Origin of the sequence: Pseudoalteromonas holothuriae, assembly GCF_945859825.1 — a bacterium.
Lineage (GTDB): Bacteria > Pseudomonadota > Gammaproteobacteria > Enterobacterales > Alteromonadaceae > Pseudoalteromonas > Pseudoalteromonas holothuriae.
This window is the reverse complement of record NZ_CAMAPC010000002.1, coordinates 1-26,329: the sequence shown is the minus strand read 5'-3', so window position 1 is coordinate 26,329 and position 26,329 is coordinate 1. Positions and strand designations below refer to the sequence as shown.

Genomic DNA, 26,329 nt, shown 5'->3' with positions numbered 1-26,329 from the left:
GAAATTTTATGATTCAACTTAGCCCAAAGCAACAACGTGCCTATATGTCAGACTATTTAGAAAATGGCTGGCGAAAAGAAAGAATGTCATTTAGCTCAGTGTCATTAGAGCCTGGTTACATAGACGGGCGCATTGACGTTGAGTACTTTCAAATGCCCGGAGACGGTCAATTTCATTTTAGTGCGCAAAGTGCCATGATTTGGATTTCTCAACTGGGCATCATCTATGGATGTTGGGATAACAAGTTAACTAAAAAAGCCGGAGAGGTATATCTGCGTGATCTAGATATTAAATTTAAACGCTCAATAAATACAACGCAGGCAGTTCGGTTTGAAGGTTTCTTTCCAAAACAGTGTAAAAAGCAACTATCACAAGGGCTTGTGTACTATAAAGATGCACAAATTCACGTTGAGGGCGGTGCTTTCACTGGTACGGCAAGTTTTTTAGTGCCTCTAAGTTAACAAAAGTTGTTTCTATTTAGATATATTTTGATATGTTATAACAAAATACTATTCATATTTCATTTGCTCTGCTTTAGTCAAAAATACATGTTCATTGTTTCTTTGAATACGTAACTCTCAGCGCTAAGCGGATCTTCATTAAAGGAGTGCTTTCATGTTAGAAGCCATAAATTTAAGTAAATCATTCTCAGGTAAACAAGTACTCAACGACCTTAGCTTTAAAGTCGTTCAAGGCGAAATAATGTGCCTGTTAGGTGCCAATGGCGCAGGTAAAAGTACCACGCTTAATTTATTTCTCAATTTTTTACAACCAGACAGTGGTCAAGCATTAATAGACGGAATGGATGTTCACAGCACGGATAGCAGTAAAGATAAACTGGTGTATTTACCCGAACAGGTCAACCTTTATCAAGAGTTTAACGCCATAGATAATTTAAAGTACCTGGCGAGCTTATCAAACTTAGATGTATCAGAGGCGCAAATTAATGCCGCATTAGATGAAACAGGGTTAGCGCCGAACGTACGTAAACAGTTACTCAAAAGCTACTCTAAGGGCATGCGACAAAAAGTCGGGATCGCATTTGCGATTATTCGCCAAGCAAAAGTTCTGTTATTAGATGAGCCGACTTCAGGACTAGACCCAAGTGCCACTCTTGAATTTATTAAAGTGATTGAACAGTTAGCCAAAAAAGGCGCGGCAATTTTAATGGTAACGCATGATTTTTATTGTGCACACACACTCGCCAACAAAATAGCCATTATGGACAACGGTTGCCTATTAACTCTGCTCGATAATAAACAGCTACCAATCAACCTGCTAGAGAACACTTATCACGAGTTAATCTCATCAAAAAGCCCAATAAAACAAGCCAGCTAAGCACTCACATAGGAAGTTTTTATACATGATTAATCAAAGGGTAATGAAGATATTTAACCATGAGCTGGCTATTAAGCGTAAAAGCCCAAGCTTGTGGTTGCTCTTCATCATGATTCAGTTGCTACTTGCAGTCGCGTTATTTACCGGCTGGCAGCAATTTCAACACAGTGTTAAAACCCAAACTGCCGCACAAGCCGAAGTGGAGCAACAGTGGCAAGCCCAACCCGATAGACACCCACATCGCGTAGCGCATTTTGGTCACTTTGCATTTCGCCAACCCAGCGCGCTGAGCTTTTTTGACTTAGGGGTGAATGCATGGGTTGGAGACAGCATTTTTCTCGAAGCCCACAAGCAAAACAGTGCCAATTTTGCAAATGACCAAGATGGCGGAACATTGCTGAGGTTTTCAGAGCTAAGCAGTGCCAACATTTTACTGACTATTTGGCCGCTACTCATTATTGCGCTTGGTTTTGCAAGCATTAGTGGTGAGCAAAAAAGCGGCACACTCAGACAATTAATGTCTATGGGAGTGTCTTTTCGTGAGTTGATCACAGGGAAGAGTTTAAGCTATCTGCTGTTGTCCGTGGTGTTTATCTTGCCCGTTTTTATTTTATCACTGATTTTAGCAAGTAATGCAGGTGCAACACTTTCATCTGAAGGTGCCCTAAGATTGCTGCTTTTGTTCTGTGTGTACCTCTTATATTGTTTATTTTGGATTGGGCTAACATTGTTTATCTCAAGTTGTGTTAAAGAGCCTAAACAAGCGCTGGTATTACTCACATCGGTGTGGTTTATCTTGACCATTTTAATGCCTCGTATATTGGCCGAAGTTGCTCATAACCAATACCCTCATCAAAAGCGTAATGACTTTGAACTGGCGGTTAAATTAGACAATCGCAAGGTCGGCAACAGTCACAACCCTGATGACCCCTATTTCAATAAATTTAGAGAAGATACGTTAAAAAAATATGGTGTAGAATCCGTTGAAGCGCTTCCCATTAATTACAAAGGACTAGTAATGCAAGAGGGAGAAAAGCTCAATGCACAAATCTATCAAAAGCATTATGAACAACAGCTGGTGCAATTTGCAGCTCAGCAGCAGTTTATACGTCAGTTTTATTGGTTAAACCCCTATTTGTTTGTACGCGACTTTTCAATGGCTTTGACACGTACAGATACCAATCACTTTTTGGAATTTGAACAGCAAGCCGAGGCACATAGATATGCGCGTATCCAAAAATTAAACCAATTGCACACCAATGAAATACACCATCATAATGACCGAGATCAAAAAGTAGATAAATCATATTGGCAAGAGTTTGAGCCATTTCACTACCAGAGTCCCACACTGTCTTGGTCACTCAGAACATTTTCTTGGCTGTGGATACTGCCGTTATTGATCGTGATAACACTGTTCATCGTTTTAAATTCAACACAAATGCAAAGGAGGGTTTATGCAACTGTTTAAACTCGAATGTAAGCGGCTATTTTCAGGAAAAATTAATAAACTGGTGCTCATTTTGTTTCTTCTATCTGGTGTTTTTGCCATTTATCAGGGCGCGCAAGGATACAAGTCAATTCGTATTGATCAGTATAAATCTCAAGTTGTATTTGAAAAAGAACGAGCGCATGTAACCAGCCAAGATAGCCTTCCTGCAGCAGGATCATTGGCCTACTATGCCAGTGCTCCCACTCAATGGCAGCTTAGCCCTTGGGCTGCGTTGTTTGTTGGTGAAAGTCAATCGTCAATGGTGGCAATGAAAGTGCGTGCAACTGCACTACAAAGCCAAATTTTCAACCGAGAAATCGTCAACCCCTCTCAGCAACGCGCGGGCGGGCTCGATTTAGGTTTTGTGCTGGTATACCTTTTACCTCTAGTCATTGGCATTATGACAGTCACGCTTATTTCCGATGAGCAACACGCAGGCCGTTGGCGGCTGCTAAACGCTCTGCCAACCAGTGCATTTCGTCAAGTCTGTAAACAAATTGCATTACGGTTTATTGTTATTTGGTTGCTTGTCGTCACCTTGCTAATCAGCGCCGCGTTATTGCTATCACTGCCGTTTGATGTGCTATTTTGGACTGTGCTGATTGCAACCAGCGTGTATATGTTGTTTTGGTTTGCAATTGCAGCGTTTATTATGAGCTTTGATAAAAGCAGCGTATTCAATAGCCTAGCTTATCTCAGTAGCTGGGTACTATTTGCGATGTTGATACCGGGTGCAGTACAACTGTTTTTATCCAATCAATACCAAACACAAGCACCGCTGCAAATTAGTTTAAAACAACGCATCGAACTCAATGATGGCTGGGATAAAGATAAACAAGCAACGCTAGATACGTTTTTAAAACATGAACCACGTTGGCAAAATACTGCCCCGCTGGGTGAGGCATTTGATTGGAAATGGTATTATGCTCAGCAGCATATGAGTGACATTGCCGTGCAAGATCAATGGTTAGATTACTTACAAAATAGCTACGCACGGCATGGGCAATTACAAACGCTCAGCACCCTCTCCCCCGCGTTATTTTTTCAACTAAAGCTAAATCAATTAGCAAATACAAGCAGTGAGAATCAAACCCAATATCTGCAAGAGATTGCTGATTACCATACTAAAATACGACATTTCTTTTACGATTATCTCTTTTTTAATAAAAGTATTACTAAAGAAGATGTGGATAATTTTGTGTTATTTGAGGCACAAAAACACACTGGAGAAAAAAGAGGCACACAAGGATTTTGGCAGTTATTCTTCAGTATGCTAGTCGTTTTGGTTATTACTTCATTGGCAATATTTAGGTTAAAGCAGCTTCGCCCTGTTTAACAAACATATTCGCAAAACATGAACGCGCACCGATGTTCATGTTTTGCTATCAAAACTTTATCCAATAAACCAAACTAACCAATACTGTATAACGCCTTGTTCTTTTTTTGCTTCTCGCTAATAAGCTCCGTAAGCAATTGTGGCTTATGAATATAAAAGCCCTGTGCGTAATCGACCCCTAACTCCTCAAGTCTTTTCATAATAAGCGCATTTGAGGCAAATTCAGCAATCGTTTTAAGCCCAATTGTATGAGCAAAGTCATTAATAGAACGCACCATAGCATGTGAAAACTCATCATCGTCAATGTCTTTTACGAACATACCGTCAATCTTAATGTAATCAATGGGTAAGTTTTTTAAATATTGATAAGAAGACAGACCTGTACCAAAATCATCTAACGAAAAGGTAAAGCCGTTATCTTTTAGTGAACTGATAAAGTCTTTCGTTTTTTCGATATTTTCAATTGCTGCTGTTTCTGTAATTTCAAAAGTGACTTGCTCAGGGTTAACTTGATATCGCTGAGTCAGCTCTAAGATGAAGGTTGCGAGTGTCATATCAGACAATGATTGTCCAGATAAGTTAATAGATAGATTTAATTCTGGGGTGATTTTTGAAAACGTTTCTGCAATAACCCAACGGTCAATCTTTGACATTACCCGTGAGCGTTCAGCAACCGGAATAAATAAATTCGGTGGTATATTCGCGCCATCTTCAGATTTTAACCTGAGGAGTATTTCATAATGCTGATGCGCCATATTATTATGCATAGGTGCGATTTCTTGCGCAACAAGATAAAACGTATTATTGGCAATCGCGTTATTAATGACATTTAATAGGTTGGTATCTTTCAGGTAGCTTGCATACTCGCCATTGCAGGTATCAATAATATGAATGCGATCTTCGTTATCAGCTTTGGCTAAACGACAAGCTGTATCTGCAGCGTTAATAACCTGACTCGCATTATGGTACTTAGTTGGCTCAATAGGCGCAATGCCTGCGGAAAGACTCACATTGAGTACTTTTCCTGAATGTATTAAGTTTATGTTTTCAACCTTTTGCAAAATAACTTTCACAATGTCTTTCGCTCGATTTAACGAACAATTCTTAATTAATATCGCAAATTCATCTCCACCAATTCGCGCAGCATCATCAATGTCTCTCACACAACTTAAGATAGCCGTAGTCACGCGTTTTAGTACTTCATCACCAAAGGCATGCCCTGCAATATCGTTAATCAATTTAAACCTATCTAAATCTATAAACGCCAATACGGATGTGCATTTTGTGCCACTTTCTTTAAACTTATCTTCTAGTCTTTGTTCAAAGCATTGACGATTAAGTAATTGTGTTAAGTGATCATGCGATGTTTCATAGAGTAAGGCTTTTTTCTCAGTACGGTCTTCAATAATAAAAAGCGTACCTTGGAGCATTTTTTGACACGTAATATATAAATCTAACTCGTTTAGTATGCTAGTAAAAGGTAATGAAAAGCTGGCCCTTTTACCTGTCACAATCAGATTTTCGTATTTATCAATAATCTGAGGTACGTACGATAAAGTGTCTTGGTAGTCTTTATCAATAATATCCGAGGGTGTTTTGTCATCAATACCGATGTAATCCAGTGCTGATGAATTAATGATCTCAACTTCATGAGAATCAGACAATACAACCACGCCAAACGGAATGGCAGCAACAATACTTGATAGCTGCTGGCGTAAGGTAGTAGTTTGGTCGAATAGATTGTTCATAATTTATCTCTAATAACAATTAATGTTGCATCGTCATTGGCGAGTGCTACTTGGTTGTAGAGTTGACAGCTGCTACGCTCTAATGAAATTTGACTATCTAGATTAATATCATTAGGTAATACCACACCATCGGAATGTAAAAAAACAGTCAAGTTTTTAGGTCTATCAATTTGATGAATATGAATTTTTTTAGGAAGTGTTAAGCCCACGCTACCATCATGAACAGCAAAGCTTTCTTTGCTGTCAGCAATGATTTTTATGCCTACATCACCAATGGCACAAAACTCAAGTGAATCAGGCGTTAATCGTAATAAGGCCATTTGTACAGGGCGAAAAGGTCGACGAATTTTAAGAGCACAGTGGCATTGTTTAATGATGGAATCAAAACTATCTCTGTAGTGCTTTTGAGCGATACCTAATGCGTATTGAGATGCAACGGCTGCATTAGCCCCTTTGCCAGCGCCATCTATCACACAGGCAAAAAGTTTATCCCCTTGATATTGCTTTAAACAATATTGATCACCATTGTCATGAAGGCCAACAGCTGGAAATGAAATGCCAATTTTTTCAATTAAATTGTCAAGTAGTGGTAAATAGTGACGTAGCGTGATTGACGTACCGTTAGAATCGGTTTTATTGACGATAAACTCTTCAACACACCGATTAGCAGATCCTAATCCTTTACCAATACTCGGCTCGCAGTGGGTACTAAAACCATCAACCATCGCCTGTTCAAGATCTGAAATACCGGGCCCGTTATCTTCGATGGTAACTTCAATTCCTTTGTCTAGTTCAAGTTTTTTAAGGGTAGCGATGCCGGGCAAAGCATAACGCACAACATTAGTGGCAATTTCTGCCACTGCAATGGTTATCATACCAATATCAAAGTCAGAAAACCCAAGCTCAAATGCCAAATGTCGCGCTTCTTGTGCGACATAATACGCATCTTCAGGCTCTTCAATCGTGATAACCACACTATTTGTTACAGCGATATTCACACGCTTACTGCTTTTGTATTTTTACCAATTCAAAACCAATCGACTTATAGTAAAAAACCAATGCTGACTTTAAGTCTCTCGCGATTTTGAATATGTCGAACTCGACACCTGCGGTGATCATAGTACGTGCAATATTGCCTTTGATGCCGCAAAAAATAACTTTTACACCAACAAGTTCGAGTACTTTACCTAATCTAACTAAATGTGTTGCTACCGCAGTATCAATCGCGTCTACGTTAGCTAGGTCAACAATGACGGCTTCAGATTTCTCTTTTTCGCAGCGTATGGTCAAAGAGTCGGTAATTTGGGCCATTCGCCCAGAATCAATTGAACCAAAAAAGCCAGTGTATAAGCAGCGTTCAGCAATTTCGCAGACGATCATCGGCACTTCACCAATAATATGTTTACGGCTAATGGCTACATCTTGAGGTGACATAGAATTCCTCCTTGGAACATGAATAACTTAATATCAACTTATAAAATGATTATAGTCAGTATTAAAAAATGTACATATATAGGTAGAAGGAAATTAATTTTTACACGACTTACATTTACAATTTGATAACAAGAGGTGTGCGATATAAATAATGGGTAGTTAATAAAATAACGAAAAACACCAGACTTTAAATTTTTTATATTTTAAAGTCTGGTGCTTAGGTACTGATATTTTTACACTGCAATTTTAAAAATGCACGGTAAAAATAATGACCAATCAGAGCATTAGCCTTAATCGTTTTGTACTGCAAAACTATGAAGACTGATTTAGATAACAACAGCATTCAGCCTATGTTAGGGGCTTTAACACTTTTGCAGTACACTTTGACTCGCTCACCACTCAAAATGCGCTTATTTTTACTTTTATACCATTGCATTAAATAAACTACCTGATAGTGCGACAGATAAATGATTTTTAACACAGTTAATGAGTCATTAAGCTCGCTAGAATGATCAATATTTTAATAAAATAGGTATTACACTCGCCTTCTTGCGAGCCACTTTAGTTAAAATTACGACTATTAAATATAAGGTTCGGCTTCTCTAAGTTGAAAACTAAATTCAGTCCCTACGCCTACTTTACTTTGTACACGTATTTCAGTTTTCAATAACTTAATTAAACGTTCAGTGATGGCTAAGCCAAGTCCTGCATGAGACTTTTTACAACCTTTGGCGTTACTCGCTCGATATCGAGCTTCAAAAATATACGGCAACTCTTTGGCTGAAATTCCTACCCCAGTATCTTTAACTGCCACCGTTAAATGCTCACCATATTGGTTAATTTCAATGCTAATTGCACCGTTTTCATTCGTATGGCGCAGTGCATTCTCTATTAAGTTGGTGAGTACTCGCTCTAGTTTACCAATGTCTGAGTAAGCTTTTATGTCACACTCGGTAGGAAATATAGCTAATGACACCCCCAGTTTTTCAGCACGAATGGCAAACTTAGCCATCACATCGTAAAGTAACTCCCCTAAATTGAACACTTCAAATTGCACATTAGTACGACCTGACTCTAAATGCGCTAATTCAAAAATTTGGTCAATCAACGATTTAAGCTGACTGCAATTTTTCATTGCAATATCTAGGTGAAGTGCTTGCTGTTCGGGGCCATGTTTTTTTAGTGAAATTACTTCCAAATAGCCTTGCAGCGATGCTAAGGGGGTGCGCAAATCGTGAGATAAATGGGCAAGTAATTGACGACGTTGCTCATCAAGTTCAGCCAGTTGTTTAACTTGATGGTCAATAGTTTTAACCATTTTGTTAACACTGTAACCTAGCTGGTGTACTTCATTACTATGCGCCTTGTCCCAATCTAGCAAGGTGATTTTGCTGATATCAAACTGCACATGTTCCAACTGCTTTATATGTTCGGTTAATGCTGCTACAGGACGGGTTAAATATCTAAACAATAGTAATAAAGCCGTAAGCAAAAACCCTAATGCAAGACCTAACCAACTAAGCCCTATAACTACTTGATCATTACTTTTAATATTACTAATAATGGAATCATAGAGTTTTGAACCAATAATAACGTACAAGTAGCCTTGCAATGTGTCTTCATTATATACAGGAGCAACAGAAAAGATTTTTTCACCTGACAAGTTACGCGGATCGTCACCATAAATAGGTAAGTGCTGTGGTCGCTCAATTAACTTTATTAAAGGCACTAAATCAATATGCTGGCGTTTTACTTCACCGGGTTTTGCTGAGTATGTGAGTAGCTTTCCACTGGGGTCAATAAAGTAAAACTCAAACGATGGACCCAGAATCATTAAAGTATGAAATAGATTTTCAAGCGCCTCATAATCATAAACGCCTTGCTTGAGCAAAGGGTTATCTCCCACTAGATGCTCTGCTAACCCCAAATGTAACTGTTGTTCTGCTTGGGCACGCGATACTTGCGACAGCGCTTGTGTCCACCAAATAAACAAAGAGGCAATTAAAATAAAGATACCTGCCAGTGACATAGCAAGCTTATGATATAGAGAAAATTTCATGGCTTATGCCTGTGTTAGTTGTTTAGTGCTGAGCTTGTACCCTACGCCCCAAACGGTTTCAATAACGCCTTCTCCGCCAAATTTTTCGAGTTTACTGCGCAATCTATTAATATGTGAGTTGACGGTATGCTCATAACCCGAGTGTTGATAGCCCCAGACTGATTCAAGCAACTGGTTTCTTGAAAACACTTGATTTGGGTGCGCTGCAAAAAAATGCAGCAACTCAAATTCCGTCGCGGTTAAATCCAGTGTTTTAGCCCCTAAACTGGCTTCATGACAAATAGTATCAATGCCTAATCGCCCTAATTGTAAAGGCGCATGTTCTGGCTGCGCATTTTGATGTTCTGTGGCTTGCAGTAACCTAACATGACGCAACTGCGCTTTGACTCGCGCTTGGAACTCTCTATAACTGAATGGTTTGCAAATATAATCATCAGCGCCCATTTCAAGGCCAATAATGCGGTCCATTTCACTACTTTTAGACGTTAATAGCACAACACTAATATGGGGTGTTGAAGTTTTAATCTCTCTACACAGTGTTAAACCGTCAACCCCTGGCAGCATGATATCAAGTAAAACAATGGCGTAGTTTCCATGTTGCAGCTTATCGATTGCGCTTTCTCCATCAAACACATGATCAACACCCAATGATAATTCAGTTAAATGAACTTGTAGAAGACGCGCAATATCTTGATCGTCTTCTACTATAAGTACCTGTGGTTGCATAATGTGGCCTTTTCATCGCCCACACTGTGCGTATAGGCGTTATTTAACTCTTGTTATCGTTACGGCCATGAGCGGGTTGTCGAATTTGTGTGCTGAGGTTAGTACTGACGTACTTAATCCGTCATCATTACTTACAACTCCGGGGTGCATAGCCACTTTATCAACATCATCACGCAGTGCATTAAAACCCTCTCCACCATCAGCAGGACCTGGCATAGAACCACTTTGTTCAGAGTTAGCTTCAGTGCCCGAATCATAAGCTCGGGTAGTCATCTTGGCGTAATCACCAACAGACATTTGTGATACATCGATGCTATTAAGACCCGTAAAGCCGTCATTTGTATTCACCATCATGCTAACTAACGATAGTTTTTGATCCATTAAGCTCGTTGTAGTGAGCATTAGCTCAATCATTTGACCCGGCCCAACAGCACCTTCACTCGATGCTGAACTGTTCACAACAGGTAGTCCAAGTAAGCCTGAGTTATCGCCACCTTCAGCTAATTGCTCTAATTCAAGACTTGCCATTTCACCAATTTGCCAAAACTGACCACTGGTATGTAATGCAGCACCCAGTGGCGATAAAGGCTGAGCATTTGTTAAGTTAATTGCTGTGACCTTAAACTCATATTGCATTGGTGCAGGGTCTGGTGTTGGTGGAACCGGAGTAACAATCGTGTTGCTATCGTTATCACTACCACATGCCGCCAGTAGCAAACATGCAAGAGGAATGATTGGGGTAAACTTATTCATAATATGCCCCTTATTTAACCGTTACTGTCACTTTAGCAACAGGGTTTAACCAACGGTGAACCGTGTTGTGTAAATCACTTTTTCCTCCGACAGCTTCATCATCCCCTACGTTTCCGCGATGAATATGTACCATCATGTTACTTTCGGTGGTTGTAAGACCACTGCCCTGTGTGCCAGGCGCCATGCCTGGTGAGGCTGGGATCCCAGGCGTACCCGGTGCGCCAGAACCGTCAACAACCAATTCGTTGTTTGCTTCAGTACCGGCATCGTATGCATTTAGGTATATATGATAAGTACCGGCTTCAGTTGGTATTTCCCAACCATCTAAACCAACAAACCCATCATTGGTAGGGAGCATCATGGCAACGATAGACAGCGTGGTATTGTCTTGTGTGGTGGTTAAGCTGCCCATCGCAGAACTGGCTGGTGCCAATAAACCTGCTGCTGGGTTTGCTAGTGTATTGGCATTAATACTATCTAGAGTTGCTGATAACGCATCAATACTGCCGCCCTCTGCCATGGCTTGCAGTCCATCTGATGCAGTTTGGCCTGTTTGAAACAAATGCGCATCGCTATTGTGCGCACCAACGAGTATTGGTGTGAAGTAAATACCTTGAGTGAGGTTAGTAATTTTTACATCTATATCAGCAGCCTGTGCTACTGACATTGCCAATAAACTGCTCGTGCATACAAGTGATAGTAATTTTGCCTTCATGATATTCTCTTTCTTAGTTGTTATGACAAGACTAAGAATGCAAGATAAATATCTCGTTGGTTTCACCAAAATATCACTTTTTTATCACAATCTAAGTACAAGTTAGTCACGACCCATCCAACAATAAAACGACTAAATCACTAAATACAGGCCAAACAAAAACACTATTAATAAACATAAACCAATGTAACTAAAGCATTTGTGCTAAACTATAAAGACATTAATATAGGAGGTAGTAAGTAAGAGTGAGTAGAGCAAAACTAAGCCAAGACGAAAATTTATCCTTCAAGATTAACTATCAGCTTCTTCCTAAAGAAACCAACCAGCTCGACCTTTATTTTTCAATCCCTACCGATATGGGGATCAATGACAGTACGCTCAACGAAGTTGATTTTTTCAATGCTAATATTAAATCTCACAGTGCTTACTACTCTGAACAAATACATCTGCCACTTGTTCATAGTCGCTTTATTAGCCAAACCAAAAGAGAAAAAACAGGCTATCGACTCAACCTCAACCTATTTTGTTATCAACTTAGAATTGCATTGGAAGCCGACCTGAAAGCGACACTACAACTTAAAGAACCTAATGATTTTTTTCCAGCCGCTGCAGTGTTGGTAGAGCAAACTGATCGCTTGCTGAAAAACTTACGGCGCTACACCCCACCTGATAATAAACTCAAATCGTACTTTCAAAACGCCGATAACTATCTTAGTTGGCATACCGAACAAGCATTTTTAAAGCTATTGTCTAATGGCCCAAAATCAAGTGAATTTAGTGAAGAGCGAACCATACTTATCAACTTTTGTCAGCAAGAAAACCAATACCGAGCCGCGCGAACATATAACTCGCAAGTAACACTAGAAGACCCAAATAGAATCACTAATAAAATGAAGTTACTTGAGCGGCTTATTGAGTATGGTGTTGTTTTTAATAAACAAACCATAGACTTAACATTAAACTTAAAGCGACTTGTAAAAGGTCTAGTAACTGGCGTTATCATGGCATTTGTGATGTTTATTGTGCTCAATGCGCGCTCGAATTTTCAAGAAGTAACCGTGGCACTTATCGCGCTATTAGGTGTAATTTATGGACTACGAGAAACATTCAAAGAAGACTTAACCCAATGGGCATGGCGAACAATTCAACGAGGTCGGCCCAAGTGGCGTAATAATTTCAAAAATTCAGTAAGCGAAGACATTGTTTGCACGCAAACCATTTGGCTTGAGCATATCCGCAAAAAAGACCTGCCCCCTGAAGTGGACAAGTTACTTAAACAACGTAGGCAGCAAAACAAACAAGCTGCCAACTTAATGCATTTTTGCAGCAAAAATCAGGTTAATGTGAGTGAGTTTTTACCTGGGTATGATGAAGTACAACAACGTATTACTTTTAACATGGCCTCATTTGTTCGCTACCTTAAAAAAGGCGCAGGAAAACTGTATACCTTAGATGGCCAAAAGATATCAAAAAAATCTGTAGAACGTCGCTACCAAATTAACCTTGTACTGCGCTTTACTAGCGAACAAAGCACACAGCTAGAGCGATATAAATTAACCATGAACCGCTCTGAAATAGTTGCTATCGAGCTAATGGATGAGGCAGTAGAAAACAAGCCGCAGTAGTGCTTTATAATGTGGATTACAAAAATGTTCAATTATAAGTATTTTAATTGTTACGCAACTCGTTCGACCCTTTGCAAATCAAGTTAGAAACTTTAAAACTATACTCTTATTAAATGCACCTATAGAATAAGCTAGCAGCCGTTAATCATTATCGCGCTGCTAAATTAGCAACTAAAATAAAATTAGGTGTTAAGCTGAGTAAATACCAAAGTTTTAGTATTTTACAAGTGAGTGTAGCGTTAGTGATTACACATGGATATTACAATAACGTGAGAGCACATTATTTTAACTTCGACTTAGCCCTAAGCAAGCCTGAAGTTAGCTAACATCACATACAAAAGCCTCCTTTACTCAAAACTTAGGGTAATTAAAGATAGTCCATAACAAAGATGAAACAGCAGGTACGCTATGAAATCAAAATCCTACATTATCGATAGAGCACTTCACTGGGGTGTAGCACTATTACTATTATTTATGTTAATGAACCTTTCAAGCCAACTTCATAACACCGATTGGGCTATTAAAGGCCAAGATTTACATCGCCAAGAAGCAATTCAAACACATGCAACAATGGGTATTTTATTGGTTTTATTAATCGCTGCTCGGTTAGCTTTTTTATTCACAACTAAGGCCACTCTGTCACGGGCTAAACCTAAAAATAAATTCCACGAATGGGTTATTAGAATTGTTCATGCCACCATGTATTTAAGCGTTTTTATGCTCATGGGCACAGGCATCGCTATGATAAATAATTATGAGATCCCGTTGGTCATATTCGGCATGGAATTTACCCCTGATAAAGCTAATTTTTATGGTATTTTCCCAGAGTTTCATGATTACCATATGCTATTAAAGCAAGTAATATTATGGCTTATTTTTGTACATTTTTTTGGCGCTTTACTTACAAAGAAGTAAAACGCACTACTAAAATTATGGCATTAGATTGTTTACGCCATTACAAAAGTTAAAATTCTAGGTTAACTTGTACTGGGTAGTGGTCAGATAACTCATTGTAATAACCATCATGGTAATAGCGGCCATCACTTAGATTCCAATTACCTCGCAGATAGCTCCAGTACCAATTATTTTGTGCTTTAGGGTAACGAACCGTCATACTTGGAGCATTGATTGGCTGCTTGTGGTCACGGTGCCAAAATACATAATCGAGCGTGTCGTTATAATCTAGGCTGTACTCAAAATAATAAGCGTTGGCTTTAGTAAACCAGTTATCTTTTGCTGAAAATGAGCCAACTGCTGGCGTTTTAAAATTCAACTCTGCATGCGCGGTAGCTAGCATATCAGCCACTTCATGCTGTTTACTCCATTCAACATTCATATCACCGCCTATGATAACTGGTTCATTTACAGGAATATTCTCAGTCTCAATAAAAGATTGAATTTCACTCAGTTGCCCCATACGCACTTCGTGCTCTTGTTCAGTATTACCATCATGGGTCGCTTGTAAGTGTGTGCCAATTAAATGATAGCGTTGCGTGTTTTTTTCTATTTCAACATAAGCAAAACCTTTATTCGCCATGTAATCCCAACTGCCACTTAAGCTATTATTAAATACATGGGCCTTTTGTGAAATGATGGGGTACTTAGACAAAACAACTACCCCGCCTCGAATAACAAAAGGGCTATTTGAGCAATTACCGGTTAAAGCATCCCAACCACTGCCACTGCAATCTTGCCCCACATTAGGCGTTTGATAAGGGTACAAGGTAGATAGCGCAGCCAATGCTTGTTCACCATCACTATTAAACACCTCACTCACTAAAATTACATCTGGACTGTCACTTAGCGACATTAAAGCGGCAGGTAAACGCTGTGCTCGATTAGCTTGATCCCAATCCTGTACGCTTAATTGCATAATGTTATAAGCCATCACTTTGAGTGAATCAGCCATGCTATGTGTGCTGAGCAGCATCAAAGTAGCTAACATCACTTGCTTTATTATTCTCATTTTGTTCTCCAATACTTCATTTTTAGTTTTATATAGCGGTATTCACGCAATAACTTGCAGAATATAAGCAGGTAAACCGTGAAAATTCAGGAGCCCAAAGGTAACGATGCAAAATGTCAGAATGATTGCGTTAAGTTAGGTTTTTCATGAAGGTTTTTTATGATTTTGTTGAAAGAGATATGACTTTTTTGAGTGGGTTAAATATCTTATTTTTGCTAAGCTGAGGCAGGCACTGAAGGACAGTGCCTGCTATTCGCTATGAAGCGACAGTAACACCCCACGTCTTAGTTATTTTGGCATCTTTATCAAACGCAATGTTTACTTTTTGCGCAACTTCACTGGGCATAATACCAATATAAAAATCGTAGTTTTTTGGAGAGTCAATATCACCGGCGGCGTCCATATTCACGCCAAACTCGAGATCCCCAAAAGCGTTAGCAACTAAACCTTCGAGGCTATCGTCACAGTAAAAACAAGGATAAAAGATTTTATCTTTAGGGTCATAGTCATAAACAGTAAACTTAAATTTAAATTTTACTTTGGTGTCGCTCAATATTGTATGCTTAAGTATAATGGCCGTGGTTTTATTTTCAGTTGAAATGCGACACGCTATATAAATAGGATCAGCATGTCCGCCCATCCAGAAGATATTTGAAATCACACCAACAACTTTCTCTTTGGTTTCCTCATCCCCACCTACTTTTGTGGGATTAGAAACTGCCATGTCCATTTTGAACTTACCTTTATCATCACTAAAGATTTCTAATTCTGATAAATGCCCAATTAAACATTGTACATCTTTTTGAAAATTAAACCCCTGCTCAACATTGCAGGACAAGTTGGTTGAAGCCATTCGTATTTTCCTTTTCTTCAATCAGCTAATAATAAATTGGGTTTCAAGTTGAGGTGAGGTTGGCTCATATTTTGATGGTATAAATAATATAATGCTCAACCAATTTTGTAGATCTAATATCGTTCTTTTGTGACAGAGCTAAATATATAAAGTTCTACGTTTTGCTATAAAATTGAGCACTAGTAAGTCAAAAATCAAGACCCAACTCTGAAGAACTGTTTAAACAGCGCAACACTGAACCCATTGCAAAAATGAATATAAACAACAATATTTACTTTTACTATTACATGCAATTACAGTTAAATTTTTGATTAAAACTCTACGAACATCGTCACACTGAAATACATATGGAAAACGCCGAGGCTGGCAATAATTTTTAATGGGTGTCATTGTTTCTTTTTTCCTGTATGTGAATATAATCTAAAAAAATGACTTCTAGCTCTTCCCAATTGAAAACATTCGCTAGAGCAATCAGTTCATAAGTAGGGTCTAGTTGTTCTATTAGGTCGAAGAAACCTAATTGGGGATGGTCTATTGGTGTATTTTTTAGCTTACTTTGACCAGAAACTAATTCAATCTCGGTAAACCACTGCCTCTGGCGGTGAGACTCAACAAGGCTTTGCCGTTAAGGCGTGCAAATCTGAGAAAATGGCCTTTTTAACAGAACCGGCAAGTTTGAATAAGGAGGCCAAAATGAGAGAATAGAAAAGCTAAGCTCACCTAAAACATTATTGCAAATATCATATAGTATTTGTGCCTAAATACACAAAAAGCAATATATGGGACAAATGGCCTAGCTCTTAATTAAGCTGATAGAAAACCGATCTATACTCGGCTTTTTATACCAACCAGAATACTTAACCCTTCATACGAAGTAGTTATTCAGAGGTGCCTTGTTGTGATTGAGATTGTTTTTCATATTCGGTATAAGTTGCGCCAAATTCGTTTCTAAAGCATTTACCAAAATAAACCGAGGTTGAGAAACCAACCAAGCCACTAACTTGTGATACTTGTAAACCTTGGTTCATATAGTTGAGAGATTTGCGTAGTCGATATTTTCTCAAGTAATTAGAAAAATTGTTATCTACTAATGCTGAGAGTTTTCGGTTTAGTTGGCGCTCGCTCAGTGCCATAGCGTTAGCGACTGTTGATCTGTTTAAATTCTCAGATTGGTAGTTCCGTTCTATTACTTGCTCAAATCGCTCCAAGAACTTTTTGTCTTTGGCCGTCACATCGGATATTTGTGTAGTCTCGACAGGGCTTTGTTCTGCTAGGCAGTCGCCAAACACTCGTTTTAGCGCCTCGCGATTATTGAGTAGGCTAGCTAACCTTAGTTTCAGCTCTTCTATATTAAAAGGCTTAGGGATGTAATCATCAATATTATGCTTCCAACCTTTATGGCGAGCTTCAGAGTCGTTTCTAGCTGTTAACATAATAATTGGAATATGGCATGTAGGTTCGTTTTGCTTTAATGCTTTGGTAACTTCAAATCCGCTTATACCCGGCATCATAAGATCGCACAGGATAATATCTGGAATCACATTGACTGCAATTTCTACTCCTTCTTCTCCACTTTGGGCCAGATAACATCGGTAGTTTTTCTGCAAGCTGTCGTGCAAAAATACATTAAGTTCTCTATTGTCTTCTATAATAAGGACTGAAGGTAGCTCAGTGTTGATGTGGCTAAGCTCATTTTCGTCAACTGCTTTACCTATTTTACCGCTGGTTATCTCTGGTGAATGGAGTACTTTTGGGAAAGAAATATTGATGTCTGCGTCTTTATTTGTGATCGGCAAAGAAAGCGTAAATACTGAGCCTTTGCCATATTCGCTTTCAGCCTTAATGGCACCACCGTTAGATTGAGCTAACTCTTTTACCAATGCTAATCCTATTCCTGTACCTTTGAGGCTATCGTCATCAACACTAGGTGCTCGCTTGAACAAGTCAAATATGGTAGGTAGCTCTATTTCTTTTATTCCTATGCCTTGGTCTTTCACTTTGATGAAGGCAACTTCCTCGTTGCTCTCTATTGTTATTTCTATCTGCCCGCCTGGTTTGTTGTATTTAATAGCGTTGGTTAGAAGATTAATGAGCATTTTTTCCAATGAATCGTTAATCAAATAAAGGGTGGCGTCTTTAAATTTGCTGACTTTCAAAGATAAATTTTTATCTTTGAAATAGAAGTCTAAAACGCCGACGATGAAAGTCAGAGTTTGCTCTAAGGAATAAAAACTGCGGCTTAATTCTTTTTGCGATTCTACTTTAGCCAAGTCTAATAAGTGGTCAACCATAGTGAGCAATCGGTTTGCGTTATTGTTAATTACCGTTAGCTGTTTTGTTTTTCGTTCGTCTTCTTCTTGTTTTTTTAGTGCTTGCACCGGACCTAAGATTAAGGTTAATGGCGTTCTGAATTCATGAGACATATAAGCAAAAAGCGCTTGCTTATCGTGAAGTAGCGACTCAATTGCATCTTTTCTTTGCTGTAATTCAGCAGTTCTGGCTTTAATGCCTTTTTTCAATTCTAGGTTTCTTTGTGTTATCGACCTAGTCTTAAACAGAGTGAATAGGTAAACGCTAAATAGTATTATGATGAAGTAGGCTATATAAGCAGGAACTGTAAACCAAGGTGGGGGAGCAATCGAGATAATAAGGGGCGCTGAGTGGCTAGTTAGATTGTTTATGTCCTCGCCACTTTTCACTTTAAAAGTATATTGTCCTGAGGGCAAAGTAGTATAAGTTGCAAATGGAGCTCTTTGGTCAGTCACCAGCCATTCGTCGTCAACGCCCTCTAATTGGTAAGCGTAAACTAAGTCGCTTGTTGAATAATGTAAGCCATTGAAGTTAATAGAAAATACATAATCTTTGTAAGTCAACTTTAATTCATCTGTATAAGCTAGGTCTTTGGTTAAAGGCGACTGCGGGTTAAGCGATTGAAGAGTGACGCTTTTATTTTTAAGTTTAAAGTCCGTTAGCATGGTTGGGTAATCGGCCAGAGATTTGTCCAACTGCTCTGGATTAAACATTAGTATTCCGTCACTTGCTGCTAGGTATATATCGCCAGAGGACGCGGTGATTGTATTTGCTTTGTTGAACTTTCTTACTTGTATGCCATCTTTTGTGGTGAATTGAGAGATTTTTTTGTTTTTCTGATTGTATTTAAATAAGGTGTTATTGGTGGCTAACCAAAGGTTGCGTTTAAGATCTTCGGCCATTGCTATGACACTTCCACCCTGTACACTGTCAAGTAAAGTTACTTTTTCTATTATTCTAGAATCAAAATAGTACCTGAACAAACCCACCTCATAAACACTGAACCAAATTGTATTACTGCTATCGGTTAACGTGCTGTTTATTCTTCCAATATCTTTTAACTCATCGATTGAGTCGAACGGGCTTAACTCCTTGGTACTGGTATTAAAGGTTTGTATGTTTTTCGGAGTGATAAGTAAGAGGTTAGAATTATCTATCGCCTTTGCTTCCAACGCATTGATCTTAGATTGAGCAGCTTCAAACTGCTGTTTTTGCTTGTTGAATAGATACAGCGCCCCAAACTTTTGTGGCAAGTGAGCAGCATAAGTGGAAACCCAAACTTCTCCCGAAGCTGTGATTTCTATGTCCAGTACGACTCCACCTTGGAGCCCAGATTCTGTATTTGGATAGAAGTAGTTTTGTTCTTTGTTATGAGGATTGTAGCTCAATACGTGGCTGCTGCGGTAAAACGACATCCAAATTTGGCCATTTGGGGCTTGCTCCAGCTCGTAAATCTCTCTATCTGTTTGGAGTTCGAGCTGTGGCCTTTGCATCCTAATGTCGGATGCTTTGTATAGACGATTATCACAACTAAACCATATATCTTGTTGGTTACTTAGTAGGGTTTGCTTGCGTGAGCAAACTTTTGAACCTTGATGTTTAAAGTGATGAAACTCTCGACTTATTTTAGAAGATTTAAACACGCCTTCTGAGGTAGCAAGCCACAAGTTTTCGGCAGCATCTTCGATAATACTATGGCTTACTAGCCCCTTGATTGGTGTACTCTCCTTAGTTACAGGATCGAGAGTAGAAACTGTCTTTGACTTGAGGTCGATAACAATTACTCCAGACTCCCAAGTGCCTACCCATAGGCTGTTTGTATCGACTTGGTCAATGCTACTGATCACATAGCTATTTAATTTTTCAAATGATTCAAGTTTACCAGTATCAAGGTCGAGCTTTTGTAGACCATTAAAAGAACCTATCCATAAGTGCCCTTCCTTATCTCGTAACAGCCTAGTTAATTTTTTACTTTGCAAAGGCAAAGATGTTTTATTCGGCACAAACGGTTTGAGCTCATTTGAGTTAATATTCCAGTAGTACAAACCCTTATCGTAAGTCGCAAGCCACAATTTATTGTTGTTATCTAAAGCAATATCCTTAATATTTAAATCGCCGTGCTCTTTGTTAGGAAAGTGCCTAATCATATTATTTGTGTTGATATTTATGCTCGACAACCCATAAGAACTGGCTATCCAGAGCGTATCTCCGTCAAGTTTCATTCTTGTTAAATAATTGCCAGCGATGGAATTTACATTGTTTTTGTCGTAGCTAAACTGACTTAATTTTTCCGTGGCTAAATCCAGCTTGAACAAGCCATGCTCTAAGGTGGCTATCCACAATGTCGTGCTGTCTGTTAACACTAAATCAAAGGGTTGAGCTTGTTGGGACAGCGATATTTTCTTGAAATTATCTCCGTCATATCGAAATAAACCGTTGGACATAGCGAACCACAAAAAGCCTTTTTGATCTTGTACTATGGAGGTAACTGCACCAATAGAGCCCTTATCTAAGTTCACTATTTTTACTAGAGTGGGCGAAGCAGTAAACGTTAGACCATTAGCACCGGCGTGTTTCGGTAATAAAAAAGCGATGAATAGGCTTAATATAGGCAGAAATTGCTTCATTTATAAATTTATAACCTCTTGTTATTTTTATTTTTTTGCTTTTTGTCTCATTCGGACACTTTTCTGTCCCAATAGTATTGATGAAAGTCTCATTAGTATTATTGCATTCGAGTTTGTTTCAAAGATAGTAGTTATCATCAATTACTTGTGAATAAAAATGCATTAATTGATGAGTTTTGATGCTTTTTGTTGTTGGAAAGTTAAATAAATCCCATCTCCAATAAGTAACTAAAACGTTTCGAGATATACCTTCTCGGCAGAGAAATATAATTTTTAATAAGGAATAAAAGCATGAAATTAACGTTAAAAAAAAATACGGTTATGCAGTTATCTAATGATTTAGACGTTGTGCCAATGTCACAAACTAAAGATATCGCAGGTGGTGGTACCAACGGTTGTGCTGGTACCTATGAGTGCGAACATTCAGGGCAATGTCCTACAACCCCACATATGTGTAATAACCAAAATACAAATATACTGAATTCTTGTATGGATGCGTGTTTTGGTGGTGGTGGTGGATTTGGTCAGAGTAGAGTTTTTTGTCCATAAATATAGGAAAGTAATCATCAATTAATTTTAGGCAACCTTTTAAAGAATAGATTGACTGGTTGCCTTATTGAGTATGTATATGTGTTTAAATTTAAGTCATAAAAATAAAGCCATTAAGGTTCTTGAACTTATTATCCAAAAAATCACGTCAACGATAATTTCAGAGCAGCATGCCGGGTTATTTACAGGTATGAGTGGGCAGCTACTTTTTTTAGTCTATGCGGAAATGAGTATACCAAATAGTGTCGATAATAAATTAATTCAAAATTGCATTGATAAAATACAGAGAGCTTTAAAAAGCCAAAGTCTAAATATGGGGTTAACTTCCGGCGTCTCTGGTATTGGCCTGACATTAGAGTTAATACAGAGAATAATAGATGAACCGGCTAATCTGAATGAAAGCCTAGACCTTCACTTAATATCAGTGTTAGAAGATGAATCTGAGCAAATTGAATATGAACTACTACAAGGTTTAACCGGAGTTCTTTTATATGCATTAAATCGCTCTCAATGGGCAACAGGAGAAAAACTCTTAAATATTGTATTGGAACAACTAATAAACAAAAAGATTGAACTCTCTGAAGGGCTTGCTTGGCCAACTCATATAACATCAAACTTTAGGTTTAGTGCGTCACAGGACGTTGAGTTTAATCTAGGATTGGCGCATGGCAATGCCGGAACGTTAGGTGTATTGACTAAGGTATATCAAAAATATCCAACAGAGAAACTAAGAGAAGTTATTAAAAATCACGCTTATTGGATGTTATCTCAGGGTATCGTTAAAGCTGATCATAGCTATTTTGGTTATTGTAATAATGATGAGAAAAACTCTAGGTTAGCTTGGTGTTATGGAGACCTCTGTAATTCATTAGTGTTGTGGCATGCAGGAAAAATTTTAGGTAACGATTTTATAATGAACACCGCCCAAAAAATTGCTTTGGTTGCCGCATCGTTAAAATTAGAAAGTAGTGGGGTCGTTGATATGGCACTGTGCCATGGCGCTGGTGGAAATGCTGTTATTTTTCAATCCCTATATTTTCATATGAAATTAGAACCGCTTAAAAAAGCGTCTATTTATTGGTACACCTTGCTATTAGATTCAACTGATACAGCTAAAGGTCTCGACTCACTCTGGCAGTTTAACTCCGTCAACAATAGCTATCAGGAAAACTTCAATTTATTAGAGGGGTATGCAGGAATAGGTTTGGCTTTGCTATCGTCTCTTGATTTCGATTCTAGCTGGCAAACTTGCCTATTAATGGACTAACAATAGAATGACTGATAAAAACTCACCCACATTAAGCCATTATGCTGCCGACTTCTTTGTTCTGCGTAGTCCTCGTCTTTCCTTACAACATTTAGTTAATTGGCAACATAGCGATAGACAGCAACTTCGTGACCAATTGCATCATTGGTTAGAGTTGGATGAAACTCAAGAAGCGCTCTATATTGCTTCGCCATCACTCTTAGATCGAATTGAGCAATGGTATGATGATCCTGACTCTAAAAAAGGGAGAAAACTTGAGTTAGCTCTAGCAAAGTATTTTATTCGTATGACCGGAAGGCCAACACCGTTTGGCTTGTTTTCCAACAATAGTTTAGGAAAGGTATCTGATACCACCCTCCTTGCATTGAACTCCAATGCAGGAATTAAACGAAAGTCTCGTTTAGATATGCATTATTTATCCATGCTACAAGAACAATTAGTGAAGGAACATTGGACAAATAAAAAGTTATTGCTATCGACAAATCCAACGGTCTATAGCATGGGGGATCAAATTCGATATATTGAAAGTTACACCGCAAACGATGAAAGGCATTATAGGTTATCATCAGTTGATTATTGCCCGTTTGTAACATCTATGCTGGAGCATGCAAAGCTGCCGATTGATACTAATGATTTAGCAGCGGAGTTATGTCGCCAAAGTGATGAGCTATCAACTGAAGACGCACTAAGCTTTATTCAACAGCTTGTTAATGCGCAATTATTATTACCGATTTTACCACTTGCGTTAACGGGCGGCTCCCCAGATAGTAGCTTTGCAACTAGCCTTGCTTTAGCAGGATTTGATAAGCATACCAGTGTGATAGAGGGCGTTTTAAAGTCACTAAAACACATGGATTCACAAACGGTTAATACACCGAATGAGTATCGTCATATAGCAAAACAACTAAAAGCTATGTCAACTCCGGTTAAAGAAAATAAACTCATTCAAGTCGATTGTTTTCGTTCAGACACTAACTTGCAGCTTGACAAAGCGTTGTGCGATGAAATCATAAATGATGTTGTCCTATTTAATAGCATTATACTTCCATCAAAAAATTCATTACAGGCAGTTATCAAAAAAATTAATACAGATTTTGTTGGACGAATGATGCCATTGCAACAGTTTATTGATGATGAGAGCGGTTGGTCAATGTCGAGTGATAAGGGCTTTTCTACGCCATTATTAAAAGGAATTGGTCTTAGTCAAACCGTTAATCAAAATGATGCAGAAATATCGATGACTCCCTTTGAACAGCTTATTATTGAAAGCGTATCTTCAATGGTAGAACCGTTTCAAAAAGAAGTCAGCTTTTCAAGTAAAGACGTTAAAGGTTGCTTGATCAACCAACAGGTTATGCCGGACTCAATGGCCGTAATGTTGCAACTATTTACTAAAAAGAAAAATAACGATGAAAAGGAAGTGCTATTCCGTGGGGGGTATGGCCCATCAGCGGCTAATCTTTTAGGTCGATTTTGTCATTTAGATAAAGAACTTGCAGAAAAAACAATCGGCTTATTAAAACAAGAAGAAGCCTGCAATCCAAACGCTATTTATGCTGAAATTGTTCATTTACCGCAAGGACGTCTCGGTAATGTGATTGCACGGCCAATATTAAGGCAGTATGAAATTCCCATTGTTGGTGATTCAAGTGTAGCTCAAGACTACCAAATTAGTTTAGATGATTTATTTGTTTATGTGGAGTCGACGCGCGTAAAGCTATGGTCGAAAAAGCATAATAAAGAAATTATTCCTCGCCTCTCTTCTGCGCATAATTATTCCGCTAGAAGTTTAGGTATATATAGCTTTCTTTGTATGCTACAAAACCAAAATGTTAGTTTACCGCGCTTTGCTCATTCAGCTGTGTTTGATTCAGTTAAGTATATGCCGCGCATTAAATTAGGTAACTTACTTTTAAGTAAACGCCGCTGGAAAATAAGACGATCAGAGATAAGCTCTTTGTTGAATGCAGATTCTACTCTGAACGGTGAATATTTGCAGAGCTTACAGAGTAAACTAGAATTGCCTGAATGGGTTAGCTACAGTGTTTCCGATAATACCTTACTGATCAACCTATCTAATCCCATCATGCTTGAGGTATTGCTAGCAGAAACCAATGGACATGATTGGATTACTTTAGAAGAGGTACTCGATTTTGAGTTTAAATCACTGTCGACACTTGATGGACAGTGTCTAAAGCATGAATTAATTCTGCCTTTAATACGCAGTCAAAATATTAATGACGAAGAGACTAAGCAGCCTCCAGTTGATAAATTACAATGCATAGCCGCTAGTAAAGTAGCACGTAGCTTTGCACCCGGAAGTGAATGGTTGAGTGCTAAAGTTTATCTCGGCAATAGTACAGCAGAAAATGTACTTGCTAATGTTATCTATCCACTAGTAACGAGTTTGCAGCATCAAGGTATCATTCAAGGGTTTTTCTTTTTACGTTACGGCGACCCTGATTGGCATTTACGATTACGCTTTAATGGCGATCGACAAATGTTGTTAACTGAAGTTTTACCCAGATTAAATCAAGCTTTAGAGCCCTTACTATTAAATGGGCCCGTTAATAATATTGTGTTAGATACATATGAGCAAGAAGTCGAGCGTTACGGTGGTGGTAGTGGTGTTAAATTAGCCGAAAAACTTTTCCATAGCAATAGCAATACATGCTTACAACTACTTAGAAAAATTAATGAACTGCCTGACGAATATCGCTGGCGCTCAGTATTGCAGGGTTGTGATCAACTATTAAACGCTTTTGATTTTGATCTTACTCAAAAGCTTAGCTTTATAACAAACCTAAGGGAAGGGTTTGGTCGTGAATTTGGTGATTCAGGCACTTTAAGAAAAGAACTTGGGAAAAAATACCGTCAATACCAAGAAGTGATAATAACTGACTTCACATTGGATAAAAATGACGAAATAATTAAGAGTTGTAAAGATATAATATTAAGTCAGGTTTCAGAAATACGCCAAATTGCAATTCAGTATTATAGGCTTGAAGAAAGCAATCAACTCACTGAATCATTAAACAATATTTTATCGGCCATTCTTCATATGTTTAATAATCGCATGTTTGTCGCTTATAGTCGACAACAAGAATTTGTAATTTATGATTTATTGAGGCGTTATTATGAATATTCTTGTAATCAAGAAGATAGGACTAAAAGTTAGCATATTCATACCTTGAAAGATGAGAGTGAGCATAGAACAATAAATTTATTTTACGATGAAGACATCTAATTTTATAAGTTATGGATAGAGAAATTTATGACTTAACGTAACTATTAGTCATGGAAATCTTCGGCGTTATTTTAGTCAAATTATTTGATAATTTTATTGTTATTTAATTTTAACAGTGTATATAGTTAATGAAGTCTCTAAGCGTAGAGATTTCATTAGTTTAGGTAACCTGAGATCTGCTTAAGCGATAACTAATGCGTTAAGCTCTACGTCAGTTAAATTAAGGTGTGGCTTATTTTCTTTAAAGCAATAAGCCACCAATCCAGCCACTAAATTCAACATAAAGC

General features: G+C 38.3%; 19 protein-coding genes and 1 pseudogene. 9 read left to right on the top strand and 11 right to left on the bottom strand.

Going from position 1 to position 26,329, the window contains the following annotated elements; translation table 11 throughout:
- The first annotated feature begins 8 nt into the window (after nt 1-8).
- The 4 genes from OCI93_RS02430 (at nt 9) to OCI93_RS02415 (ending at nt 4,163) form a co-directional block, all read left to right on the top strand.
- Nucleotides 9-461 (top strand): hypothetical protein, encoded by a 453-nt coding sequence (locus OCI93_RS02430; protein ID WP_261591846.1) that lies wholly within the window; start codon nt 9-11, stop codon nt 459-461.
- 154 nt (nt 462-615) lie between these two features.
- Nucleotides 616-1,338, top strand: a complete 723-nt coding sequence (locus OCI93_RS02425; protein ID WP_261591845.1) for an ABC transporter ATP-binding protein — start codon at nt 616-618, stop codon at nt 1,336-1,338.
- A gap of 25 nt (nt 1,339-1,363) precedes the next feature.
- Nucleotides 1,364-2,806, top strand: a complete 1,443-nt coding sequence (locus tag OCI93_RS02420) for an ABC transporter permease (RefSeq protein ID WP_261625691.1) — start codon at nt 1,364-1,366, stop codon at nt 2,804-2,806.
- Nucleotides 2,793-4,163, top strand: a complete 1,371-nt coding sequence (locus tag OCI93_RS02415) for a DUF3526 domain-containing protein (RefSeq protein ID WP_261591843.1) — start codon at nt 2,793-2,795, stop codon at nt 4,161-4,163. The genes OCI93_RS02420 and OCI93_RS02415 overlap by 14 nt, the downstream gene beginning before the upstream one ends.
- A 74-nt stretch (nt 4,164-4,237) precedes the next feature.
- On the opposite strand, the gene OCI93_RS02410 is transcribed toward OCI93_RS02415, so the two are convergent.
- The 7 genes from OCI93_RS02410 to OCI93_RS02380 all read right to left on the bottom strand — a co-directional run bounded on the left by OCI93_RS02410 (nt 4,238) and on the right by OCI93_RS02380 (nt 11,598).
- Entirely contained in the window at nt 4,238-5,911 is a 1,674-nt protein-coding gene (locus tag OCI93_RS02410; protein WP_261625690.1) for a putative bifunctional diguanylate cyclase/phosphodiesterase, read from the bottom strand.
- Nucleotides 5,908-6,909, bottom strand: a complete 1,002-nt coding sequence (locus OCI93_RS02405) for an ATP-binding protein (RefSeq protein ID WP_261625689.1) — start codon at nt 6,907-6,909, stop codon at nt 5,908-5,910. Before OCI93_RS02405 ends, OCI93_RS02410 begins: the two co-directional genes overlap by 4 nt.
- A 4-nt stretch (nt 6,910-6,913) precedes the next feature.
- Nucleotides 6,914-7,345, bottom strand: coding sequence for an STAS domain-containing protein (locus OCI93_RS02400; protein ID WP_261591840.1), 432 nt, complete (start codon nt 7,343-7,345; stop codon nt 6,914-6,916).
- A gap of 580 nt (nt 7,346-7,925) precedes the next feature.
- The gene (locus OCI93_RS02395) at nt 7,926-9,404 is read right to left on the bottom strand and encodes a sensor histidine kinase (RefSeq protein ID WP_261591839.1); all 1,479 of its coding nucleotides are present in this window, start codon (nt 9,402-9,404) and stop codon (nt 7,926-7,928) included.
- Between the two features lie 3 nt (nt 9,405-9,407).
- On the bottom strand, nt 9,408-10,130 hold the full coding sequence (locus tag OCI93_RS02390; protein WP_261625688.1) for a response regulator transcription factor: 723 nt from the start codon (nt 10,128-10,130) through the stop codon (nt 9,408-9,410).
- A gap of 39 nt (nt 10,131-10,169) precedes the next feature.
- Nucleotides 10,170-10,883 carry a spondin domain-containing protein gene (locus OCI93_RS02385; RefSeq protein ID WP_261591837.1) on the bottom strand — a complete coding sequence of 238 codons (714 nt, stop codon included), beginning with the start codon at nt 10,881-10,883 and terminating at the stop codon, nt 10,170-10,172.
- Nucleotides 10,884-10,893: 10 nt separating this feature from the next.
- Nucleotides 10,894-11,598, bottom strand: coding sequence for a spondin domain-containing protein (locus tag OCI93_RS02380; protein WP_261625687.1), 705 nt, complete (start codon nt 11,596-11,598; stop codon nt 10,894-10,896).
- Nucleotides 11,599-11,843: 245 nt separating this feature from the next.
- Between OCI93_RS02380 and OCI93_RS02375 the strand changes: the two genes are divergently transcribed.
- Together OCI93_RS02375 and OCI93_RS02370 are read left to right on the top strand one after the other, a co-directional pair.
- On the top strand, nt 11,844-13,223 hold the full coding sequence (locus OCI93_RS02375; RefSeq protein WP_261625686.1) for a hypothetical protein: 1,380 nt from the start codon (nt 11,844-11,846) through the stop codon (nt 13,221-13,223).
- A gap of 408 nt (nt 13,224-13,631) precedes the next feature.
- The gene (locus OCI93_RS02370) at nt 13,632-14,138 is read left to right on the top strand and encodes a cytochrome b/b6 domain-containing protein (RefSeq protein WP_261625685.1); all 507 of its coding nucleotides are present in this window, start codon (nt 13,632-13,634) and stop codon (nt 14,136-14,138) included.
- 49 nt (nt 14,139-14,187) lie between these two features.
- On the opposite strand, the gene OCI93_RS02365 is transcribed toward OCI93_RS02370, so the two are convergent.
- The 3 genes from OCI93_RS02365 to OCI93_RS02355 all read right to left on the bottom strand — a co-directional run bounded on the left by OCI93_RS02365 (nt 14,188) and on the right by OCI93_RS02355 (nt 20,979).
- A complete protein-coding gene (locus OCI93_RS02365; protein ID WP_261625684.1) occupies nt 14,188-15,189 on the bottom strand; it encodes a sphingomyelin phosphodiesterase in 1,002 nt (333 codons plus the stop codon).
- Nucleotides 15,190-15,445: 256 nt separating this feature from the next.
- Nucleotides 15,446-16,042 (bottom strand): hypothetical protein, encoded by a 597-nt coding sequence (locus tag OCI93_RS02360; protein WP_261625683.1) that lies wholly within the window; start codon nt 16,040-16,042, stop codon nt 15,446-15,448.
- An 878-nt stretch (nt 16,043-16,920) separates the two neighbouring features.
- Entirely contained in the window at nt 16,921-20,979 is a 4,059-nt protein-coding gene (locus OCI93_RS02355) for a hybrid sensor histidine kinase/response regulator transcription factor (RefSeq protein WP_261625682.1), read from the bottom strand.
- 291 nt (nt 20,980-21,270) lie between these two features.
- On the opposite strand from OCI93_RS02355, the gene OCI93_RS02350 reads away from it, so the two are divergent.
- The 3 genes from OCI93_RS02350 to OCI93_RS02340 all read left to right on the top strand — a co-directional run bounded on the left by OCI93_RS02350 (nt 21,271) and on the right by OCI93_RS02340 (nt 25,973).
- The gene (locus OCI93_RS02350) at nt 21,271-21,528 is read left to right on the top strand and encodes a hypothetical protein (protein WP_261625681.1); all 258 of its coding nucleotides are present in this window, start codon (nt 21,271-21,273) and stop codon (nt 21,526-21,528) included.
- Nucleotides 21,529-21,607: 79 nt separating this feature from the next.
- Entirely contained in the window at nt 21,608-22,795 is a 1,188-nt protein-coding gene (locus tag OCI93_RS02345; protein ID WP_261625680.1) for a lanthionine synthetase LanC family protein, read from the top strand.
- 7 nt (nt 22,796-22,802) lie between these two features.
- Nucleotides 22,803-25,973 (top strand): lantibiotic dehydratase, encoded by a 3,171-nt coding sequence (locus tag OCI93_RS02340; RefSeq protein ID WP_261625679.1) that lies wholly within the window; start codon nt 22,803-22,805, stop codon nt 25,971-25,973.
- A 249-nt stretch (nt 25,974-26,222) separates the two neighbouring features.
- Here OCI93_RS02340 and OCI93_RS02335 read toward each other — a convergent pair.
- Nucleotides 26,223-26,329: pseudogene (locus tag OCI93_RS02335) on the bottom strand (IS982 family transposase); the annotation flags it as partial.